This window comes from Streptomyces sp. NPDC002130, from assembly GCF_040296465.1.
Lineage (GTDB): Bacteria > Actinomycetota > Actinomycetes > Streptomycetales > Streptomycetaceae > Streptomyces.
The window spans coordinates 1-18,382 of the sequence record NZ_JBEOXI010000046.1 but is presented as its reverse complement, the minus strand read 5'-3'; the positions used below and the strand labels follow the sequence as shown (position 1 = coordinate 18,382).

14 protein-coding genes are annotated in these 18,382 nt (G+C 72.7%); 2 read left to right on the top strand and 12 right to left on the bottom strand.

The features are described 5' to 3' along the window. Positions 1–5: 5 nt before the first annotated feature. The 11 genes from ABT116_RS11660 to ABT116_RS11610 form a co-directional block, all read right to left on the bottom strand. Positions 6–1,604: an acyl-CoA carboxylase subunit beta gene (locus ABT116_RS11660; RefSeq protein ID WP_351631152.1), complete on the bottom strand. Its 1,599-nt coding sequence runs from the start codon at positions 1,602–1,604 to the stop codon at positions 6–8. Then, positions 1,601–3,271, bottom strand: a complete 1,671-nt coding sequence (locus tag ABT116_RS11655) for an acyclic terpene utilization AtuA family protein (RefSeq protein ID WP_351631150.1) — start codon at positions 3,269–3,271, stop codon at positions 1,601–1,603. Before ABT116_RS11655 ends, ABT116_RS11660 begins: the two co-directional genes overlap by 4 nt. Before the next feature lie 64 nt (positions 3,272–3,335). After that, entirely contained in the window at positions 3,336–4,130 is a 795-nt protein-coding gene (locus ABT116_RS11650; RefSeq protein WP_351631148.1) for a TIGR03084 family metal-binding protein, read from the bottom strand. 130 nt (positions 4,131–4,260) lie between these two features. Continuing rightward, the gene (locus tag ABT116_RS11645) at positions 4,261–4,863 is read right to left on the bottom strand and encodes a DinB family protein (RefSeq protein ID WP_351631145.1); all 603 of its coding nucleotides are present in this window, start codon (positions 4,861–4,863) and stop codon (positions 4,261–4,263) included. Positions 4,864–4,935: 72 nt separating this feature from the next. Further along, positions 4,936–5,904, bottom strand: a complete 969-nt coding sequence (locus tag ABT116_RS11640) for an EamA family transporter (RefSeq protein WP_351631143.1) — start codon at positions 5,902–5,904, stop codon at positions 4,936–4,938. A gap of 161 nt (positions 5,905–6,065) precedes the next feature. After that, positions 6,066–7,199, bottom strand: coding sequence for a lipid II:glycine glycyltransferase FemX (locus tag ABT116_RS11635; protein ID WP_351631140.1), 1,134 nt, complete (start codon positions 7,197–7,199; stop codon positions 6,066–6,068). Between the two features lie 267 nt (positions 7,200–7,466). After that, the gene (locus ABT116_RS11630) at positions 7,467–10,346 is read right to left on the bottom strand and encodes an FAD-binding and (Fe-S)-binding domain-containing protein (RefSeq protein WP_351631137.1); all 2,880 of its coding nucleotides are present in this window, start codon (positions 10,344–10,346) and stop codon (positions 7,467–7,469) included. Between the two features lie 23 nt (positions 10,347–10,369). Further along, a complete protein-coding gene (locus ABT116_RS11625) occupies positions 10,370–11,212 on the bottom strand; it encodes a carbohydrate ABC transporter permease (RefSeq protein WP_351631134.1) in 843 nt (280 codons plus the stop codon). A 7-nt stretch (positions 11,213–11,219) separates the two neighbouring features. Continuing rightward, positions 11,220–12,212 (bottom strand): carbohydrate ABC transporter permease, encoded by a 993-nt coding sequence (locus ABT116_RS11620; protein ID WP_351631132.1) that lies wholly within the window; start codon positions 12,210–12,212, stop codon positions 11,220–11,222. Positions 12,213–12,306: 94 nt separating this feature from the next. After that, complete coding sequence (locus tag ABT116_RS11615) at positions 12,307–13,650, bottom strand: ABC transporter substrate-binding protein (protein ID WP_351631129.1); 1,344 nt, start codon at positions 13,648–13,650, stop codon at positions 12,307–12,309. Positions 13,651–13,804: 154 nt separating this feature from the next. Continuing rightward, entirely contained in the window at positions 13,805–14,824 is a 1,020-nt protein-coding gene (locus ABT116_RS11610; RefSeq protein ID WP_351631126.1) for a LacI family DNA-binding transcriptional regulator, read from the bottom strand. 208 nt (positions 14,825–15,032) lie between these two features. Here ABT116_RS11610 and ABT116_RS11605 point away from each other — a divergent pair, with 208 nt between their 5' ends. Further along, a complete protein-coding gene (locus ABT116_RS11605; protein ID WP_351631124.1) occupies positions 15,033–16,382 on the top strand; it encodes a glycoside hydrolase family protein in 1,350 nt (449 codons plus the stop codon). A gap of 72 nt (positions 16,383–16,454) precedes the next feature. Then, complete coding sequence (serC, locus tag ABT116_RS11600; protein WP_351631121.1) at positions 16,455–17,573, top strand: phosphoserine transaminase; 1,119 nt, start codon at positions 16,455–16,457, stop codon at positions 17,571–17,573. Between the two features lie 60 nt (positions 17,574–17,633). Here serC and ABT116_RS11595 read toward each other — a convergent pair whose 3' ends face one another. Further along, complete coding sequence (locus ABT116_RS11595) at positions 17,634–18,305, bottom strand: formylglycine-generating enzyme family protein (protein WP_351631204.1); 672 nt, start codon at positions 18,303–18,305, stop codon at positions 17,634–17,636. Positions 18,306–18,382 lie beyond the last annotated feature (77 nt).

Here is an 18,382-nt window from a genome sequence, read left to right as displayed (position 1 = left end):
TTTCCTCACATCCGGAAGACGCCGAAGCCGCCGCGCGCGCCCTCGTAGGGCGCGGTGTGGATCGCGGAGAGGCACAGGCCGAGGACGGTGCGGGTGTCGCGCGGGTCGATGACGCCGTCGTCGTACAGCCGCCCGGACAGGAACATCGGCAGCGACTCGGACTCGATCTGCTGCTCGACCATGGCGCGCAGCGCGGCGTCCGCCTCCTCGTCGTAGGGCTGCCCCTTGGCGGCGGCGGACTGGCGGGCGACGATCGACAGCACGCCCGCGAGCTGCTGCGGGCCCATGACGGCCGACTTGGCGCTGGGCCAGGCGAAGAGGAAGCGGGGGTCGTAGGCGCGGCCGCACATGCCGTAGTGGCCGGCGCCGTAGGAGGCGCCCATGAGGACGGAGAGGTGGGGCACGCGGCTGTTGCTGACCGCGTTGATCATCATCGCGCCGTGTTTGATGATGCCTCCCTGCTCGTACTCCTTGCCGACCATGTAGCCGGTGGTGTTGTGCAGGAACAGCAGGGGGATGTCGCGCTGGTTGGCGAGCTGGATGAACTGGGCGGCCTTCTGGGACTCCTCGCTGAACAGGACCCCCTGGGCGTTCGCGAGGATGCCGACCGGATAGCCGTGCAGGGCGGCCCAGCCGGTGGTCAGGCTCGTCCCGTAGAGCGGCTTGAACTCGTCGAAGTCGGAGGCGTCGGCGATCCTGGCGATGACCTCGCGCGGGTCGAAGGGGCTCTTGAGGTCGCCGGGGACGATGCCCAGCAGTTCCTCCGCGTCGTACGTGGGCGGCTCGGCGGGCCCCGGATCCTCGTACGCCTTGCGGTGGTTGAGGCGGGCGACCACGCGCCGGGCCTGCCGGAGCGCGTCCTGCTCGTCGACGGCGAAGTGGTCGGCGAGGCCCGACACGCGCGCGTGCATCTCGGCGCCGCCCAGGGACTCGTCGTCGCTCTCCTCCCCGGTCGCCATCTTCACCAGCGGCGGACCGCCGAGGAACGCCTTCGCCCGCTCCTTGACCATGATCACGTGGTCGGACATGCCGGGGACGTAGGCGCCGCCCGCGGTGGAGTTGCCGAAGACGACCGCGACGGTGGGGATGCCGGCGGCGGACAGCCGGGTGAGGTCGCGGAAGATGGCGCCGCCGGGGATGAAGATCTCTTTCTGGGACGGCAGGTCGGCACCGCCGGACTCCACCAGGCTGATGCAGGGCAGCCGGTTGGCCAGCGCGATGTCGTTGGCGCGCAGGGCCTTCCTCAGCGACCAGGGGTTGCTCGCACCGCCGCGCACGGTCGGGTCGTTGGCGGTGATCAGGCACTCCACGCCCTCGACGACACCGATACCGGTGACGAGGGACGCGCCGACGGTGTGGTCACTCCCCCAGGCGGCCAGCGGGGACAGCTCCAGGAAGGGCGTGTCGGGGTCGAGGAGCAGCTCGATGCGCTCGCGGGCGAGGAGCTTGCCGCGCTTTCGGTGCCGTGCGACGTACTTCTCACCGCCGCCCGCGAGGGCCTTGGCGTGCTCGGCGTCGAGTTCGGCGAGCCTGGCGAGCATCGTCTCGCGGTTGGCCGCGTAGTCCGGGCCGTTGGTGTCGAGCCCGGAGGTCAGGACGGTCACAGCAGGGCCTCCGGTATGTCCAGGTGGCGGGAGCGCAGCCATTCGCCGAGGGCCTTGGCCTGCGGGTCGAAGCGGTGCTGTGCGGCGACGCCGGCGCCGAGGATGCCCTCGACGACGAAGTTGAGGGCGCGCAGGTTCGGCAGCACGTGCCGTACGACGGTCAGCTCGCGGCTCTCGGGGATCAGCTCCCGGAACCGGTCGGCGGTCAGCTCGTGGGCGAGCCACCGCCAGGCGTCGTCCGTGCGGGCCCACACCCCGACGTTGGCGTTGGCGCCCTTGTCCCCGCTGCGGGCGCCCACGACGAGGCCGAGGGGAGCCCTGGTGACCGGCCCGGGCGGGAGCGGCTCGGGGAGCGGGGGCTCCGGAACGTCGTCGAGTACGAGGGTGTCGTGGGGCGGCGGCACCGGAACCCGCTGTCCGTCGTGGAGGACCGCCACATGGTCGACCGCACCATGGGGGACGTACACATCCTCGAAGACCCCATAAGGCGAGCCCTTCCCCGGTGGTGCGAGCACATGGAAGCCGGGGTAGCTGGCCAGCGCCAACTCCACGGCCGCCCCGCTCAGGGCCCGCCCGACGGCCCCCTGGTCGGGGTCCCGCACGACGAGCCGCAGCAGGGCGCTCGCCGTCTCCTCGCTCGGGGCGTCGGCGCGGTCGGTGCGGACCAGCTCCCAGCGCACGTCGGCGGCCTTGCCGAGGGCCGGTTCCATCTGGTCCCGCACCAGGGCGGCCTTGGCCTCGACGTCGAGGCCGGTGAGCACGAAGACGACCTCGTTGCGGAAACCGCCGAGCCGGTTGCACCCGACCTTGAGGGTGGGCGGCGGCGCCTCCCCGCGCACGCCCTCGATCCGCACCCGGTCGGGCCCGTCCTGGCTCAGCCGCACGGTGTCCAGCCGGGCGGTGACGTCCGGCCCCGCGTACCGGGCACCGGCCGTCTCGTACAGCAGCTGCGCGGTGACCGTGCCGACGTCGACGAAGCCGCCGGTGCCGGGGTGCTTGGTGATGACGCAGCCGCCGTCCTCGTGCAGCTCCGCGAGCGGGAAGCCTGGCCTGCGGACGTCTCCGTCCCGGAAGAAGGCGTAGTTGCCGCCGGTGGTCTGCGCCCCGCACTCCAGGACATGCCCCGCGACCACCGCGCCCGCCAGCCGGTCGTGGTCCTGCGGGGTCCAGCCGAAGTGGGCGGCGGCGGGCCCGGTCACCAGGGCCGCGTCCGTCACCCGCCCGGTGACCACGACGTCGGCACCCACCCTCAGACACTCCGCGATGCCGAAGCCGCCGAGGTAGGCGTGGGCGGCGAGGCGGCCGGGGCAGGCGGCGGTGAGGTCGTCGCCCGCCACATGGGCGACGCGCACGGGGATGCCCAGCCGGTCGGCCAAGTGCCGTACGGCATCGGCGAGTCCGGCCGGGTTGAGCCCGCCCGCGTTGGTGACGATCCGCACGCCCCGCTCGTGCGCCAGCCCCAGGCAGTCCTCCAACTGCCGCAGGAACGTACGGGCGTATCCGGCGGCGGGGTCCTTCAGGCGGTCCCGGCCGAGGATGAGCATCGTCAGCTCGGCGAGGTAGTCGCCGGTGAGGACGTCGAGTTCGCCGCCGGTGAGCATCTCGCGCATCGCGTCGAAGCGGTCGCCGTAGAAGCCGGAGGCGTTGCCTATGCGCAGGGCCGTCACGAGGCCGCCTCCCCGCCCCTGCGCTCGGGCGTCACAAGCCGCGCCTCGTCGCTGCGCTCGGGCGTCATGAGGCGGGCCCCTTCGGCGGGCGTCCGCCGCCCGGCGGGCCCGCGAAGGCCTGCGCGATGCCCAGCCAGTGGTCGGCGTCGGGGCCGTCCGCGCGCAGGGCCAGGTCGCTGCGGTGGGCGCGCTGCGTGACCAGGAGGCAGAAGTCGAGGGCGGGGCCGGTGACGCGCTGCGCGGCGTCCTCGGGGCCGTAGGCCCACAGGTCGCCGGAGGGGGCGAGCAGTTCGACGCGGAACGGGTCGGTGGGCGGGGTCAGGCCGTGCACGCCGTAGGCGAAGTCCCGGGTCCGCACCCCGAGCCGGGCCACATGCCGCAGCCGATCGGTGGGTGGGCGCACCACACCCAGGGCGTCGGCCACATCCTGCCCGTGGGCCCAGGTCTCCATCAGGCGGGCCGTCGCCATGGAGGCCGTCGACATGGGCGGGCCGTACCAGGGGAAGCGCGCCTTCGGCGGGGCGGCCCGCAGCGCCTCCTCCAGTGCCGTACGGCCGCCGCGCCACCGGGCGAGCAGCTCGCCGGGCGGGAGTCCCGCGCCCTCCTCGGCGCCTTCGTCGACGAACGAGTCCGGCGCTGCGAGGGCCTTGTCGACCAGGGTGTGGAAGCCGTCGGGGTCCGTGACGGCGAGCAGGGCCGAGCGGTCCGTCCAGGCGAGATGGGCGATCTGGTGGGCCACGGTCCAGCCGGGCGCGGGGGTCGCGAGCGACCAGCGCTGCGGGGACAACCCGGCCACGAGGCGGTCGAGTTCCTCACTCTCCTCGCGCAGATCGTCGATCACGGACATCGGATCGGACACGGGCGCTCCCCTCGGGGCACGGCGGTGTGCGGGGTGGTGCGGCGTGCTGAGGAGCATGGCAGCAACGCCAGAAACAATCAAGCGTGCTTGCATGAATTGCCGCTCGCGCACCCGCCCGGCGTGAGAGGGCTCAGCCGGCCGCGCCCGCTTCTCTCGCCGCCTCCTCCACCCTGCGCCGGTGGGCCTCCCACATGGCCCGGTCCCCCGGCGGCATGCTGCCCTTGCCCGGCGTCAGGCCGACCGAGCCGTCGATGAGTTCGCGCACGATGTCGGCGTGGCCGGCGTGACGGCTGGTGTCGGCGATCACGCGCACCAGGATGTGGTGCAGCGTGGTCTCCCGCCGCTCCTCGGGCCACCACGGGACGTGACCGGTCGCGCCCAGCGGCAGCGCCGCGATCGTGCCGTCCGCGTGCTCCCACGCCCGGCGGTACAGCCCGGCGATGTCCTCGCGGGACTCGTCCGGGGTGGCCCACATGTCGGCGTTGGGTTCGGCGTCCCGCGTGTACCACCAGGGCGGGGGGTCCTCGGCGAAGAACGGCCGGCCGAACGTGTCCCCGAAGTACCCCAGCTCCACCCCGGCGGTGTGCTTGACCAGCCCCAGCAGATTGGTGCCGGTCGGTGTCAGGGGGCGGCGGATGTCGTACTCCGAGAGCCCGTCGAGCTTCCACAGCAGGGCGTCGCGAGCGTCCTGGAGATAGCGGAGGAGGTCGGCCTTGGGGTCCGGTGTGGTCATGCGCGCAGTGTGGCACCGGGCACTGACAAGCGGGCCGGACCGGACGGGCGGCCGGTCCCCTCGCGGGGCGGCTCAGCCCTCCAGGCCGGTGCTCTCCAGCGCCGCCCGCTTCTTGCGCCCGCGGCCCACCTGGGTGCGCACCGCCCCCATGCTCGCCGCGACGACGAGGGCGATCGCGGCGGCCTCGGCGGCGTTGAGGGCCTGGTCGAGGATGAGGAAGCCGGCCGTCGCGGCGATGGCCGGTTCGAGGCTCATCAGGATCGCGAAGGTGGAGGCGGGCAGGCGGCGCAGGGCGAGGAGTTCGAGGGTGTAGGGCAGGACCGAGGAGAGCAGGGCGACCGCCGCGCCCAGGCCCAGCGTCACCGGGTCGAGCAGCTTCGTCCCCGACTCGGCGATGCCCAGGGGCAGGAACAGCACCGCCCCCACCGCCATGGCCAACGCCAGCCCGTCCGCCTGCGGGAAACGGCGGCCCGTACGGGCGCTGAAGACGATGTAGGCGGCCCACATGGCGCCCGCCCCCAGGGCGAAGGCAGCACCTGTGGGGTCGAGGCCGCTGAAACCGCCCCCGCCCAGGAGGAAGACACCGGCGAGGGCCAGTGCCGCCCAGACGACGTTGATCGCGCGGCGGGAGGCGAAGACCGACAGGGCGAGCGGGCCGAGGACCTCCAGCGTGACCGCGGGACCCAGCGGGATGCGGGCGACGGCCTGGTAGAAGAGGCCGTTCATCGCGGCCATGGTGATGCCGAAGACCACCACCGTGCCCCAGTCGGTGCGCGAGTGGCCGCGCAGCCGCGGACGGCAGACCAGGAGCAGCACGACGGCCGCGACCAGCAGGCGCAGCGCCACGACCCCGAGGGCACCCGCCCTGGGCATCAGCGTCACCGCCAGCGCGCCGCCGAACTGCACGGAGATGCCGCCGGCGAGCACAAGGCCCACGGGTCCGAGGGAGCCGAGCCGCCCCGGGCGGGCGGCCGGCGCGGTGGCGTCGGCGGCGGTCGCGGTCGCGGTCGCGGGTGAGGTGGCGGTCTCCGGCGTGGTCACGGGCGGGTCCTGTGCTCGGGATCGGTGTCAGGGGTGCTACGGGTGTGCGGTGCGTACACCGGGGCACACGCTACGTACAGCCCGATGCACTGCACAGTCCAGGGTAATGGACTTAGTCAGGTGCGTGAACCCCTTTTGCCTCTGTCTCGGGCTGTGAGACGTCAGCGGCGGGCTAGGTACACGTTCAGCGCCTTGTACAGCAGCCGGTTGAGCGGGTAGTCCCATTCGCCGAGGTACTCCACGGCCTCACCGCCGGTGCCCACCTTGAAGCGGAGCAGGCCCAGCAGGTGGCTGGACTCCTCCAGGGTGTCGGTGATGCCGCGCAGGTCGTAGACGGCGGCGCCCAGTTCGTGCGCGTCGGTCATCATGCGCCACTGCACGGCGCTGCTCGGCTGGACCTCGCGGCGGCGGCTGGTGGAGGCGCCGTAGGAGTACCAGACGTGGTCGCCGACGGTCAGCATCGTGGCCGCGGCGAGCACCTCGCCGTCGTGGTAGGCGAGGTAGAGCCGCATCCGGTCCGGGTGTTCGGCGGTGAGCGCGCTCCACATGCGCTGGAAGTACGGCAACGGGCGCGGGATGAAGCGGTCCCGTTCGGCGGTCTCGCAGTACAGCTCGTGGAAGGCCGGCAGGTCCTCCAGGTCGCCGCGTACGACCTTGACCCCGGCCTTCTCCGCCTTCTTGATGTTGCGGCGCCACTGCTGGTTGAGGCCGTTGTGGATGTCGTCCAGCGACCGGCCGGCGAACGGCACCTGGAAGACGTAGCGGGGCTGCCCGGCGGCGAAGCCGTCCTCGCCGGACGCCTCGGACTGCCGCCAGCCCATGCGGCGCAGACTGTCCGCTACCTGGCCGGCCCGCGGTTCGTACGACGTCGCCCGCACGTCGCGCAGCCGCCGGGCGGCCGGGTCCGCGATCGCCGCCTTGACCGCGTCGGCGCTCCAGCGGCGCACCACGACCGGCGGGCCCATGCGCACCGCGAAGGCACCCCGTCGTCTCAGGTGCGCGATCATCGGATCCAGCAGGCGGTCGAGGTCCGGCTCGTGCCAGTCGAGGAGCGGGCCCTCGGGCAGATACGCGAGGTGGCGCGGCAGCCCGGGCAGCCGCGGCCCGGGCAGGGGGCGCAGCAGCACCAGTCCCGCGCCCACGAGCTGCCCGTCGTCGAACCAGCCGAGGCTCTCCGCCTTCCAGTCGGGCTTTACCTCGCCCCAGGACGGGACCTGGGTGTGGCTGGCGGCGGGGCGGGCCGTGACGAACGCGAGGTGCTCGTCACGGGTGATCGGCTGGACGCGGACGCTCATGCGCGGGCTCCTTCGAGCAGCGGCCCTCGACGGGCAGTGACTGGTCCCGCGAGCCTAGGAGCGGCGTCGGCCCTCCCCCGGCTCAGACACTCGGGTCCACCGGCCCCATGGCCCGAACGCCTCACCCACCGGCCCGCCCGCCCCACGGCCCGAACGCCTCACCCGCACGCCCGCCCGCCCCACAACCCGACCACCCCACCCACAGGCCACGCCCGCCCCACGGCCGAACGCCTCACCCCACAGGCCGCCGCCCCACGGCCGAACGCCTCACGCGCCGTCGCGCCGGCGGTCCCCGTCCAGTGCCTCGGCCAGCACCTCCGCCAGGTGCCTGCCCCGTACGCCCGCCAGCTGCTCCAGCTGGGTGCGGCAGGAGAAACCGTCCGCCAGGACCACCGTGCCGTCGGGGGCGTCCCGCACCGAGGGCAGGAGTTGTTCCTCCGCGCAGGCGGTGGACACCTCCCAGTGGCCCTTCTCGAAGCCGAAGTTCCCCGCGAGCCCGCAGCAGCCGCCGCTCAGTTCACCGGTGAGCAGGGCCGCTTCCCGCAGTCGGCGGTCGGCGGCGTCGCCGAGCACCGCGTGCTGGTGGCAGTGGGTCTGCCCGGCCACCGGACGGCCGACGCGCGGCGGTGTCCAGCCGGGGGCGTGGCGCTCCAGCGTCTCGGCGAAGGTGAGCACCCTGGCGGCGAGGCGGGCCGCACGCGGGTCGTCGTGCAGCAGCTCGGGGACATCGGTGCGCAGGGCCGCGGCGCAGCTCGGCTCCAGGACCACGACCGGCGCGTCGGTCTCCAGCACCGGTTCCATCAGGTCGAGCGTGCGGCGCATGACGGCCCGGGCCCGGTCCAGCTGTCCCGTCGACACGTACGTCAGCCCACAGCAGACCCGGCCCCGGCCGCGCAGCAGGGCCAGCGGATCGAGGGCGACGGTCCTGCCGTCCCCCACGGGCGGTTTCGCCAGCCGCACGGTCGGCGGCAGCGCCACCCGCAGTCCGGCCGCCTCCAGGACCCGTACGGCCGCCTGCCCCACGGCCGGCGAGAGGTGCTCGGTGAAGGTGTCGGGCCACAGGACGACCAGGTCTCCCGACCTCGCCTGCCTCCGCCGCCGCTCCCACCACCGGCTGAACGTCCGCGTCGCCACTCGCGGGATCTCCCGCTCGGGCGCGATGCCGCCCAGCCGCTTCGCCGCCCAGGCGAAGGGCCGTACCGCGGACAGGGCGTTGACCAGCCACGCCGTGCGGGTGCGGGACACCGCCCGGAGCCACACCGGCAGCCGGCCCATCGAGTGGTGCGCGGCGGGCCGGCGCCGCCCGGCGTAGTGGTGGTGCAGGAACTCCGCCTTGTACGTGGCCATGTCGACCCCGACCGGGCAGTCCGACCGGCAGCCCTTGCAGGAAAGGCACAGGTCCAGCGCGTCCCGGACCTCGGTCGAGCGCCAGCCGTCGGTCACCACCTCGCCGGCGAGCATCTCGTGCAGCAGCCGGGCCCGCCCGCGCGTGGAGTGCTCCTCCGCACCCGTCGCCCGGAAGGACGGGCACATGACGCCCGAGCCGGACACCGACGTCGTACGGCACTTGGCGACGCCCACGCAGCGCCGCACCGCCGCCGGGAAGTCGCCGCCGTCGGAGGGGTAGCCGAAGGCCACGTCGACCGGTTCGCGGGGCAGGACCGAGAAGCGCAGGTCGGCGTCGAGGGGCGCTGGGCGCACCAGCATCCCGGGGTTGAGCAGGTCGTCCGGGTCCCACACGCCCTTGACCCGCTCGAAGAGGCCGACCATCTCCGGGCCGTACATCCGCGGCAGCAGCTCCGCCCGCGCCTGCCCGTCCCCGTGCTCCCCGGACAGTGAGCCGCCGTGCGCGACCACCAGCTCCGCGAGCTCCTCCGAGAAGCGGCGGAAGCGGGCGACACCGGTCTCGGTGAGGAGGTCGAAGTCGATCCGGACGTGGATGCAGCCGTCCCCGAAGTGTCCATAAGGCGTGCCGCGCAACCCGTGCGCCGCCATCAGCGCCCGGAAGTCCCGCAGGTACGCCCCCAGCCGGGCGGGCGGTACCGCGCAGTCCTCCCAGCCCGGCCACGCCTCGGTCCCGTCCGGCATGCGGGTCGCCGTACCGCTCGCGTCCTCCCGGATCCGCCACAGCGCGCGCTGTCCCGCCGGGTCGGTGACCACGAGCGCGTCCAGGACGTCGGCGGCCCGCACGATCGCCTCCGCACGCGCGCGTGCCTCGCCCGCCGACTCCCCGCCGGTCTCCACGAACAGCCAGGCCCCGCCCCGCGGCAGCGCCTCCGGGGACGGCACCAGGTCCGCCGCCATGCCCTCCACCGTCAGCGGGTCGAACGGGAGCAGCCCGGCCGCCGCCTCCGCCGCCGCGCTCTCGTCGGCGTAGCCCAGCACGGCCAGCGCACGCGCGCGTGGCGCTTCGACCAGGCGCACGACCGCCTCCGTCAGCACGCCGAGGGTGCCCTCCGAGCCGCAGAAGGAGCGGGCCACGTCGGCGCCGCGCTCGGGCAGCAGGGCGTCCAGGGCGTAGCCGGAGATGCGGCGGGGCAGGTCGGGGAAGCCGGTGCGCAGGCGCGCCAGTTCCCCCTCGGCCAAGGCGCGCAGTCCGTCCGGCGCCCCGGCCCAGTCCTGCCCGAGCCGAAGGCGCTCGCCCCGCGCGGTGACGACGTCCAGCTCCCGCACACTGTCCGCGGTCGTGCCCCACGCCACGGAGTGTGAGCCGCACGAGTTGTTGCCGATCATGCCGCCGAGCGTGCAGCGGCTGTGGGTGGAGGGGTCGGGGCCGAACCGCAGGCCGTGCGGGGCCGCTGCGTCCTGGAGCCGGTCGAGGACGAGGCCGGGCTGGACCACGGCGGTGCGGGTCCCGGGATCCAGCGACAGCATGCGGTTCATGTGCCGGGTGAAGTCCAGGACGACACCGGTGCCGGTGGCCTGCCCGGCGATGGAGGTGCCTCCGCCCCGGGCGACCACGGGCACCCCTCGCTCCCGGCACACCGCGAGCACCGCCGCCACGTCGTCGGCGTCACGCGGAGCGACCACGCCCACCGGGACCCGCCGGTAGTTGGACGCGTCCATGGTTGTCAGCGCCCGAGAGGTGACGTCGAACCCGACGTCACCCCGGACGACGGCACGCAGCCGCGCTTCGAGATCCGTCATGCGTCCAGCATGCCCCCGGAGTCTCAGCCCTTGACGGCGGAGCTGGCCACGCCCTCGACGAACCAGCGCTGGAAGAACGCGAAGACGATCAGCACGGGCAGCACCAGCAGCACTCCGAAGGCGAGGATCTGGCCCCAGTCCGGGGGCTGCTGGCCCTGGAAGACGCTCATCTCCAGCGGCAGGGGGCGCACGGACGGGTCGGACACCATCAGCACCGGCCACAGGAAGGAGCCCCACTGGATGAGGAAGGTGAGGATCGCGACCGAGGCGAACACCGGCCTGGACATCGGCACGATGATCGCGAAGAAGGTGCGCCAGGGGCCCGCGCCGTCCAGCCGGGCCGCCTCCTCGATGCTCGGCGGGATCTTCTTGAAGAACGTGTGGAACTGGTAGATCGCGAAGGCGTTGGCGACGAACGGCAGCGCCTGGATGAACAGGGTGTTGCGCTGGCCGTTGAACATGTAGAACAGCGGCACCGCCACCGACTCGAACGGGATCAGCATCAGCAGCAGGACGAGGGTGAACACGGCGTTCTGCCCTCGCCACTTCAGCCGCGTCAGCCCGTAGGCCGCCATCGAGTTGACGATCAGCCCGCCCGTCACCACCACGAAGGACAGCAGCACCGACACGCCCATGAACTGCCAGAAGTAGCCGGTGCTGTCGGAGTTCAGGCTGTCGAGGACGGCTGTGTAGTTGTCGAAGGAGAGGTGGGTGGGCAGGAAGCCGGACAGGCCGTTCAGGACCTCGTCGGACGGCTTGAGGCTGCCGAGGAAGAGGTAGAGCGCGGGGAGGGCGAAGACGAACGCCAGGACGCTCAGGACGGTGTAGTCGAGGACGCGGCGTACGGGCGTACTGGTCATGGCCATGGGTTGGTCAGTCCTCGTTGTCGGGCCGGACGACGCGGCGCTGGACGATGGTCAGGGCGACGACGATCAGGAAGAACACCACCGTGACGGCCGAGGCCTGGCCGATGTTGTTCTGGTCGAAGGCCGTGGTGACGGCCTGGTACATCACCGTGCGGGTGGCGTCCTCGTCCAGGCCGCCGCCGCGGATGAGGATGTACACCTGGTCGAAGACCCGGAAGGACAGCACCGAGGTCAGCATCGCGACGAAGACGAGGGTGCCGCGGATGCCGGGCAGGGTGACGTGCCGGAACTGCTGCCAGCGCGAGGCCCGGTCCAGCTCGGAGGCCTCGTAGAGCTCGCCCGGGATCTGCTGGAGACCGGCCAGCAGGATGACCATCTGGAAGCCGACGCCCTGCCACACCGACAGCACGATGATCGAGCCCATCGCGGTGAGGCCGTCACCGAGCCAGTCGAAGGCGCCCCAGTTGCCGAAAGTGACCACGTCCAGCGCGGAGTTGAGCATGCCCTGCTCGCTGCGGGCGAGGATCAGCCGCCAGATCACGGCGACCAGCGCCATCGGGAAGACCACCGGCATGAAGAAGAAGGACCGGAACAGGCCGATCGCCTTCAGCTTGCGGTTGAGCAGGATCGCCAGCGCCAGCGCGAGACCCGTCTGGAGCGGTACGACGACCGCGGCGAAGGTCAGGTTGTTCAGCAGCGCCCGCAGGAACGGGCCGGACAGGTCGGGGTCGGTGAACAGCCGCCGGTAGTGCTCCACGCCGAAGAAGGTGGGCTCCAGCGGTGAGCCGAGGCGGACGTTGTAGAAGGAGAGCACCACGGCGTAGCCGAACGGGATGCCGACGAAGGCGATCAGCCCGCCGACGGCCGGGGCGGCCATCAGCAGCCCGTGCAGCCGGTCGCGGTTGCCGCGCGCGCGACGCGGGGGCTTCGCGGGGGGTGCGGACGAGACGGCCTGCGCCCGGCCTGGGGCCGCGGCGTGCGCGGGTTCCACGGTTTTCACGGGAGGGTCCTCTTCCCGGCGGGGCGGGCGCGGTCGGTACGCGGCTGCGTCGCCACGTCGACGGCGGCCCGCCCGGGCCGATGCGTCCTGCGGGCTACGGGATCTCGTAGCCGGCGTTGTCGGTGAAGTCCCGGTCGATGGCGCGGGCGGCCTTCTTCAGGGCTTCCTCGGGGTCGGCGCCGCCGTAGATCGAGTTCAGGGCCGTGCTGAACTTGGCGGTGACGGTGGGGTATCCGGCGGTCACCGGGCGGGTGACGGCGACGCAGGAGGCGCTGATGTCGCTGTCGCCGCACGGCTTGGCCAGCTGGTCGGCGAAGAGCTGGAGCGGGCCGCCCTTCTTGTACAGCTCGCTCTTGGCGAGGGCGGTCTTGGTGGCGGGCACCGCGCCGTTGGCCTTGGTCATCGCGCCGACGTTGGTGTCGTTCAGCAGGTAGTCCAGGAAGGTGCCGGCGGCCTTGCCGTTCTTGCTGTCGGCGCCGATGCCCCAGGCCCACGAACCCTGCCCGGTCTTGGGACCGTTGCCGAAGTCCGGCAGCGGCAGGACGACGAGGTCGTCACCGAGGGCCTCGCTGTAGGCGGGGTAGTTCCAGTGGCCGACCCAGCTCAGCGCCACCTTGCCCTTGGCGAAGGCGTTACCGTCGGTGTTGGGGTCGACGAAGGTCTTCCAGGACTGGAAGGTCTTCATCGCGGAGACGACCTTCGGGCTGTCGAGGGCGCCCTCCGCCTTGCCGTCCTTCAGCAGGCCGCCGCCGGCCGAGAAGACGATCGGGGAGAAGCCGAAGGTGCCCCACTCGGAGGCCAGGCCGTACTGCTCCGATATGTCGAGGACCTTGCCGTCGGAGTCCTTGCCCTTCAGCGCCTTGAGGGCCTTGCCGAACTCCTCGGCCGTCCAGGCGTCGTCCACGCTCGTGGGGTACTTCACGCCGGCCGCGTCCAGCAGCTTCTTGTTGGCGTACATGCCGAGCCCGGCGTCGAACATGCCGAGGCCGTAGTGCTTGCCGTCGATCTCGCCCTGCGCCTTGATCGCGTCCGTGGCGTTGCCGAGGGTCTTGGCGGAGACGTGGCCGTCGACCGGGGCGAGCTTGCTGTTGTAGACGAAGTTCGCCATCGTCGGGCCGTCGAACTCCAGCACGTCCGGCAGTTCGGAGGCGTCGGTGGCGGTGATGGTCTTCGTGTAGTCCTTCTCCGGTATGAGCTTCAGCTCGGCCTTGACGGCGTTCTGCGAGGAGTTGAAGGACTTCACCGCGTTCTGCAGCGCGGTCGCCTCGCTCGCCTGGCCCTGGTGGGCCCAGACGCTGATGGTGCCCTTGCCGCTGCCCTGTTCGGCGGAGGTGTCGTTGCCGCCGCCCCCGCCGCCGCAGGCGGCCAGCGCGGCCAGGGGCAGCAGGGCGAGGGCCGTCAGGCCCGTACGGCGGTGTTTTCCGTGGCCGGTGATCATGGTGGTGCCTCCGAGGGCGGGTGTGCGGTGGGTGCGAGGCCGGTGAGGCCGGTGCGCGGGCGGTGGGTGCGAGGCCGGTGAGGCCGGTGCGCGGGCGGTGGGGCCGGGGGCGGGAACGGCCCTCCGGGGGCGGACGTTCGAGGGGACGGGCGGCCTACCGCTGCCGGTGGCTGTGCGGCGGCGCGGTGGTCTCGCGGAGGACGAAGCGGATGGGCATCTCGACGGGGCGCGGCGACCCGGCGTCCGGTCCGTCCAGCCGCCTCAGCAGCAGCAGGGCAGCCTCCCGGCCCTGGGCCGCGACCGGCTGGGCCACGGTGGTCAGCCCGACCACCTCGGACAGCTCGTGATCGTCGAAGCCGACCACGGACACGTCCTCCGGAACCCTCAGCCGGTGCCGGCGCAGGGCGCGCAGCGCGCCCATCGCCATCTCGTCGGACTGGGCGAAGACGGCGGTCGGCGGGTGGCGCAGCGCCAGCAGTTCGGTCATGGCCCGCTCACCGCCCTCGACCGTGTAACCGCCGTCGGCTTCCAGGGCGGTGTCGGGCTCGATCCCGGCGTCGGCCAGCGCGTCCAGGTAGCCCTGCCGGCGGTCGAGGGGCGTGGTCCAGTGCAGCGGCTCGCTGGCGCCGGAGATCATGCCGATCCGGCGGTGGCCCAGGTTCACCAGGTGCCGCACCGCGCTCTCCGCCCCGCCCCGGTCGTCGATGCCGACGACCATGAAACCGGGCCGGGCGCCGCCGACCGTGGTCGCCAGCGGCACGCCGAGGGAGCACAGGGCGGCGGCCTCGTCCGGGTCCGGGATCAGCAGGGACAGCACGGCGTCGACCCGCTTGCGGATCGGCAGCTTGGTGAAGAAGCGCTTGCGCGCCTCCGGTGAACCGAGGTTGTACAGCAGGACGTCGTAGCCGGCGGCGCTGAAGACCTTCTCGGCCGCGTCCAGCACCGTGCCGAAGAACCAGCGACCGACGTACGGGACGACGACGCCGATGGTGTAGGTGCGTCCGCTGGCCAGGCTGGAGGCCGATCGCGAGGCGGTGTAGCCCAGTTCGGCGGCGGCCGCGACGATCCGGGCCCGCATCTCGTCCGACACTCCCGAACGGCCGCGCAGGGCGCGGGACACGGTGGACGCCGAGACCCCGGTGGCCTCGGCGACATCGGTGATGCTGACCGTCACGGGACGCTCCTTGATCGGGTGTGCACGCCGCGTGACGGGGGTCCGGAGCACATCGGCGGGAGGGGGAGTGACGAGACCGTAAACCCGCTCACCTGGTTGCGCAAGCGTTTGCGTTCAGATTTACTTCGGCTGACTCTCAGAGGAACTCTTCCCAGCAAGATCACAGCGCACGCGTTTGAGTGCCGCTGTCGGCAGACAGGACCTGTCCATGCGATACGCGCCGCCCGGCCTCTGCGTGAACGACTTCGACCTCCTGCGCCACGCGGACGGCACCTACACCGTGCTGCACCTCCAGGGCCCGTGGACGCCCGAGTTCGACCACCTGCGCATGGAGACCTCCTACGGCCGGGCCACCTCCACCGACCTGGTCCACTGGGAGCCGCAGGGCACGGCCTTCGGCAACGGCCTGCCGGGGCGCTTCGACCAGCAGGCGGTGTGGACCATGCACGCCTTCCCGCACGAGCCCGGCATGGCGATGCTCTACACCGCCGTCTCCGGACTCACCCCGGACGGCTGGCCCCTGCAGTCGATCGGCCTGGCCCGCTCCGAGCGCACCGACGGCACCGGCTGGCGCCGCCACGGCACGGGGCCGGTCGTCGAGGCGGACGGGCGCTGGTACCGCACGGGCGAACGCATGGGCTGGCGCGACCCCTTCGTCGTGCGCGACGACGAGTCCGACGGCTGGGTGATGGTGGTCTGCGCCGCCGACGCCTCGCTGCCCGTCGAGGTCGGCGGGTGCGTCGCCTGGGCGACCTCCGACGACCTGGAGAACTGGACCGTCCACCCGCCGCTGGTCTCACCCGGCGACGTCGACGAGTTCGAGTGCCCGGTCCTCGAACGCCTCGACGACGGCGGCTGGCTGCTGCTCGGCTCCATCGGCGCCACCCGCGGCTTCGAGGCGTGGACCGCTCCGCGCCTGCGCGGGCCGTGGACCCGCCGCGGCCCGCTCGGCCCGACGGGCGCGTACGCCCCGCGCGTCGTCGCCGCCCCCGACGGCTCCCGCGTCGTGCTGCACACCACCCCGCGCCGCGTCGGCCTCACCGACTCCGGCGACCGCTGCCGCGGCATGCTCGCCCAGCCCAAGTCACTCGTCGTACCCGCGGACTCGGCACCCCGCCTGGTATGGTGGCCGGGCCTGGACCCCTGGCTCGGCGAGGAGACGTACGACGGCCTCCTGCACGCGGTCGGCGACGTCCCCCTCTCCGGCCGCACCGAGATCACCCTGCGCACACATGTCTCCGACGGGGGCCGGCCCGCGCTCACGGTCGGCTGCGACGGCAAGAACCTGTGGGTCACCGGCCCAGACGGCACCCCGCTCGGCGAGACCCTGCTGCCGGAACCCGCCGCCTCGCTGCGCGTCCTCACCGTCGGTGAGTACGTCGAGGTCTACGCCGACGGCGTCTTCGTCCTCACCACCCTGTGCTATTCCGGCCGCCCCGCCCCCTGGACGGCCACGACCGAGGGCGGGGTCCGTCCCGTCGCCGTCCGCCCCCTGCGGCTGCCGGACCCGCACCGCGACGACGCCTCGGCCGTCTGGCCCGGCCCGCCATCACACTGACCGGTCCACGCCCCGTCTCACCCGACGGACGACGTTTCGCCCACGTTTCTGGAAACGGCTACGCTCCCCTTCGTGGCTGAGATCCAGATTCCTGCTGACATCAAGCCCGCCGACGGTCGATTCGGCGCTGGCCCCTCCAAGGTGCGGGTGGAGGCGCTGGACGCCCTGGCCGCCACCGGCACGTCCCTGCTCGGCACCTCCCACCGTCAGGCCCCCGTCAAGAACCTGGTCGGCCAGGTGCGCGAGGGCATCAGCGAGCTGTTCCAGCTCCCCGACGGCTACGAGGTGATCCTCGGCAACGGCGGCTCCACCGCGTTCTGGGACATCGCGACGCACGGCCTGATCGAGAACAAGTCGCAGCACCTCAGCTTCGGCGAGTTCTCCTCCAAGTTCGCCAAGGCCGCGAAGCTCGCGCCCTGGCTGGCCGAGCCGGACGTCATCTCCGCCGACCCGGGCACCCACCCCGAGGCGGTCGCCGAGGCGGGCGTGGACGTCTACGCGTTCACCCACAACGAGACCTCGACCGGTGTCGCCATGCCGATCAAGCGCGTGGCGGGCGCCGACGAGGGCTCCCTGGTCCTGGTGGACGCCACCTCCGGCGCGGGCGGCCTGCCCGTCGACATCGCCGAGACGGACGTCTACTACTTCGCCCCGCAGAAGTCCTTCGCCTCCGACGGCGGCCTGTGGATCGGCGTCTTCTCCCCGGCCGCGATCGAGCGCGCCGAGCGGATCCACGCGTCCGGCCGCCACGTCCCGGAGTTCTTCTCGCTGCCGACGGCGATCGACAACTCCCGCAAGAACCAGACGTACAACACCCCGGCGCTGGCCACCCTCTTCCTGCTGAACCAGCAGCTGGAGTGGATCAACGGCCAGGGCGGTCTGGACTGGTCGGTCCGGCGCACCGCAACCTCCGCCCGCACCCTGTACGGCTGGGCCGAGGACATCAAGTACGCCAGCCCGTTCGTCACCGACCCGGCCAAGCGCTCACAGGTCATCGGCACGATCGACTTCACGGACGAGGTCGACGCGGCCGCCGTCGCCAAGGTGCTGCGCGCCAACGGCATCGTCGACACCGAGCCCTACCGCAAGCTCGGCCGCAACCAGCTGCGCGTGGCGATGTTCCCGGCGATCGACCCGGCGGACATCGAGGCGCTCACGAAGTGCGTCGACTACGTGATCGAGAAGCTCTGACCTTGTCGCGTACGTGAGTGTCGAGGGCGCCCCGCTCGTGCGGGGCGCCCTCTCTCGTGCTCACGCCGGTCGTGCGCCCGGGGTGTCCGGCATCGAGCGCGCCACCCGGAACCCCACGTCGTCGATCCGGAACGTCGGATGGCTCCGGCGGCGCACCGAGGCGCGGCAGCTCCAGTGCTCGTCGGACCAGCCGCCGCCGCGCAGCACCCGGTAGGTGCCGTAGACCTCGGCGTCGTAGAGGTCCCAGCACCAGTTCCAGACGTTGCCCAGCATGTCGTACAGGCCCCAGGCGTTGGGCTGCTTGCCGCCCACGGGGTGGATGCGGTCGTCCGCGTTGCCGCGGTACCAGGCGATCTCGTCGAGCGGGCCGTAGCGGGGGCCGGTGCCGCCGGCGCGGCAGGCGTGTTCCCACTCGGCCTCGGTCGGCAGCCGGTAGCCGTCGGCGGCGGTGTCCCAGTCGGCGGTCCCGCCGCCGGGCCGCACCTCGTACGCCGGGGTCAGGCCCTCGCGCCGGGACAGGGCGTTGCAGAACCGGATCGCGTCCCACCAGGACACGCCCTCGACGGGCAGCAGCTCACCCCGGGCCGTGCTCGGACGCTCGCCGGTGACCTCGGCGTACCACTCCTGCGTGACCGGCACCGCCGACATCCGGAACGACGCGACCTCGACCGTCCAGCTGCGCTCGGTCCGCCGGTCGGACAGCGTGACGGGCCCCGCCGGGACGCTCACCATGTCGTTGTTCATGCGCTCCCCCATGACCGGACACTTTAGGGGGAGCATCCACAGCACACCGCGCTCGATGGTGAACT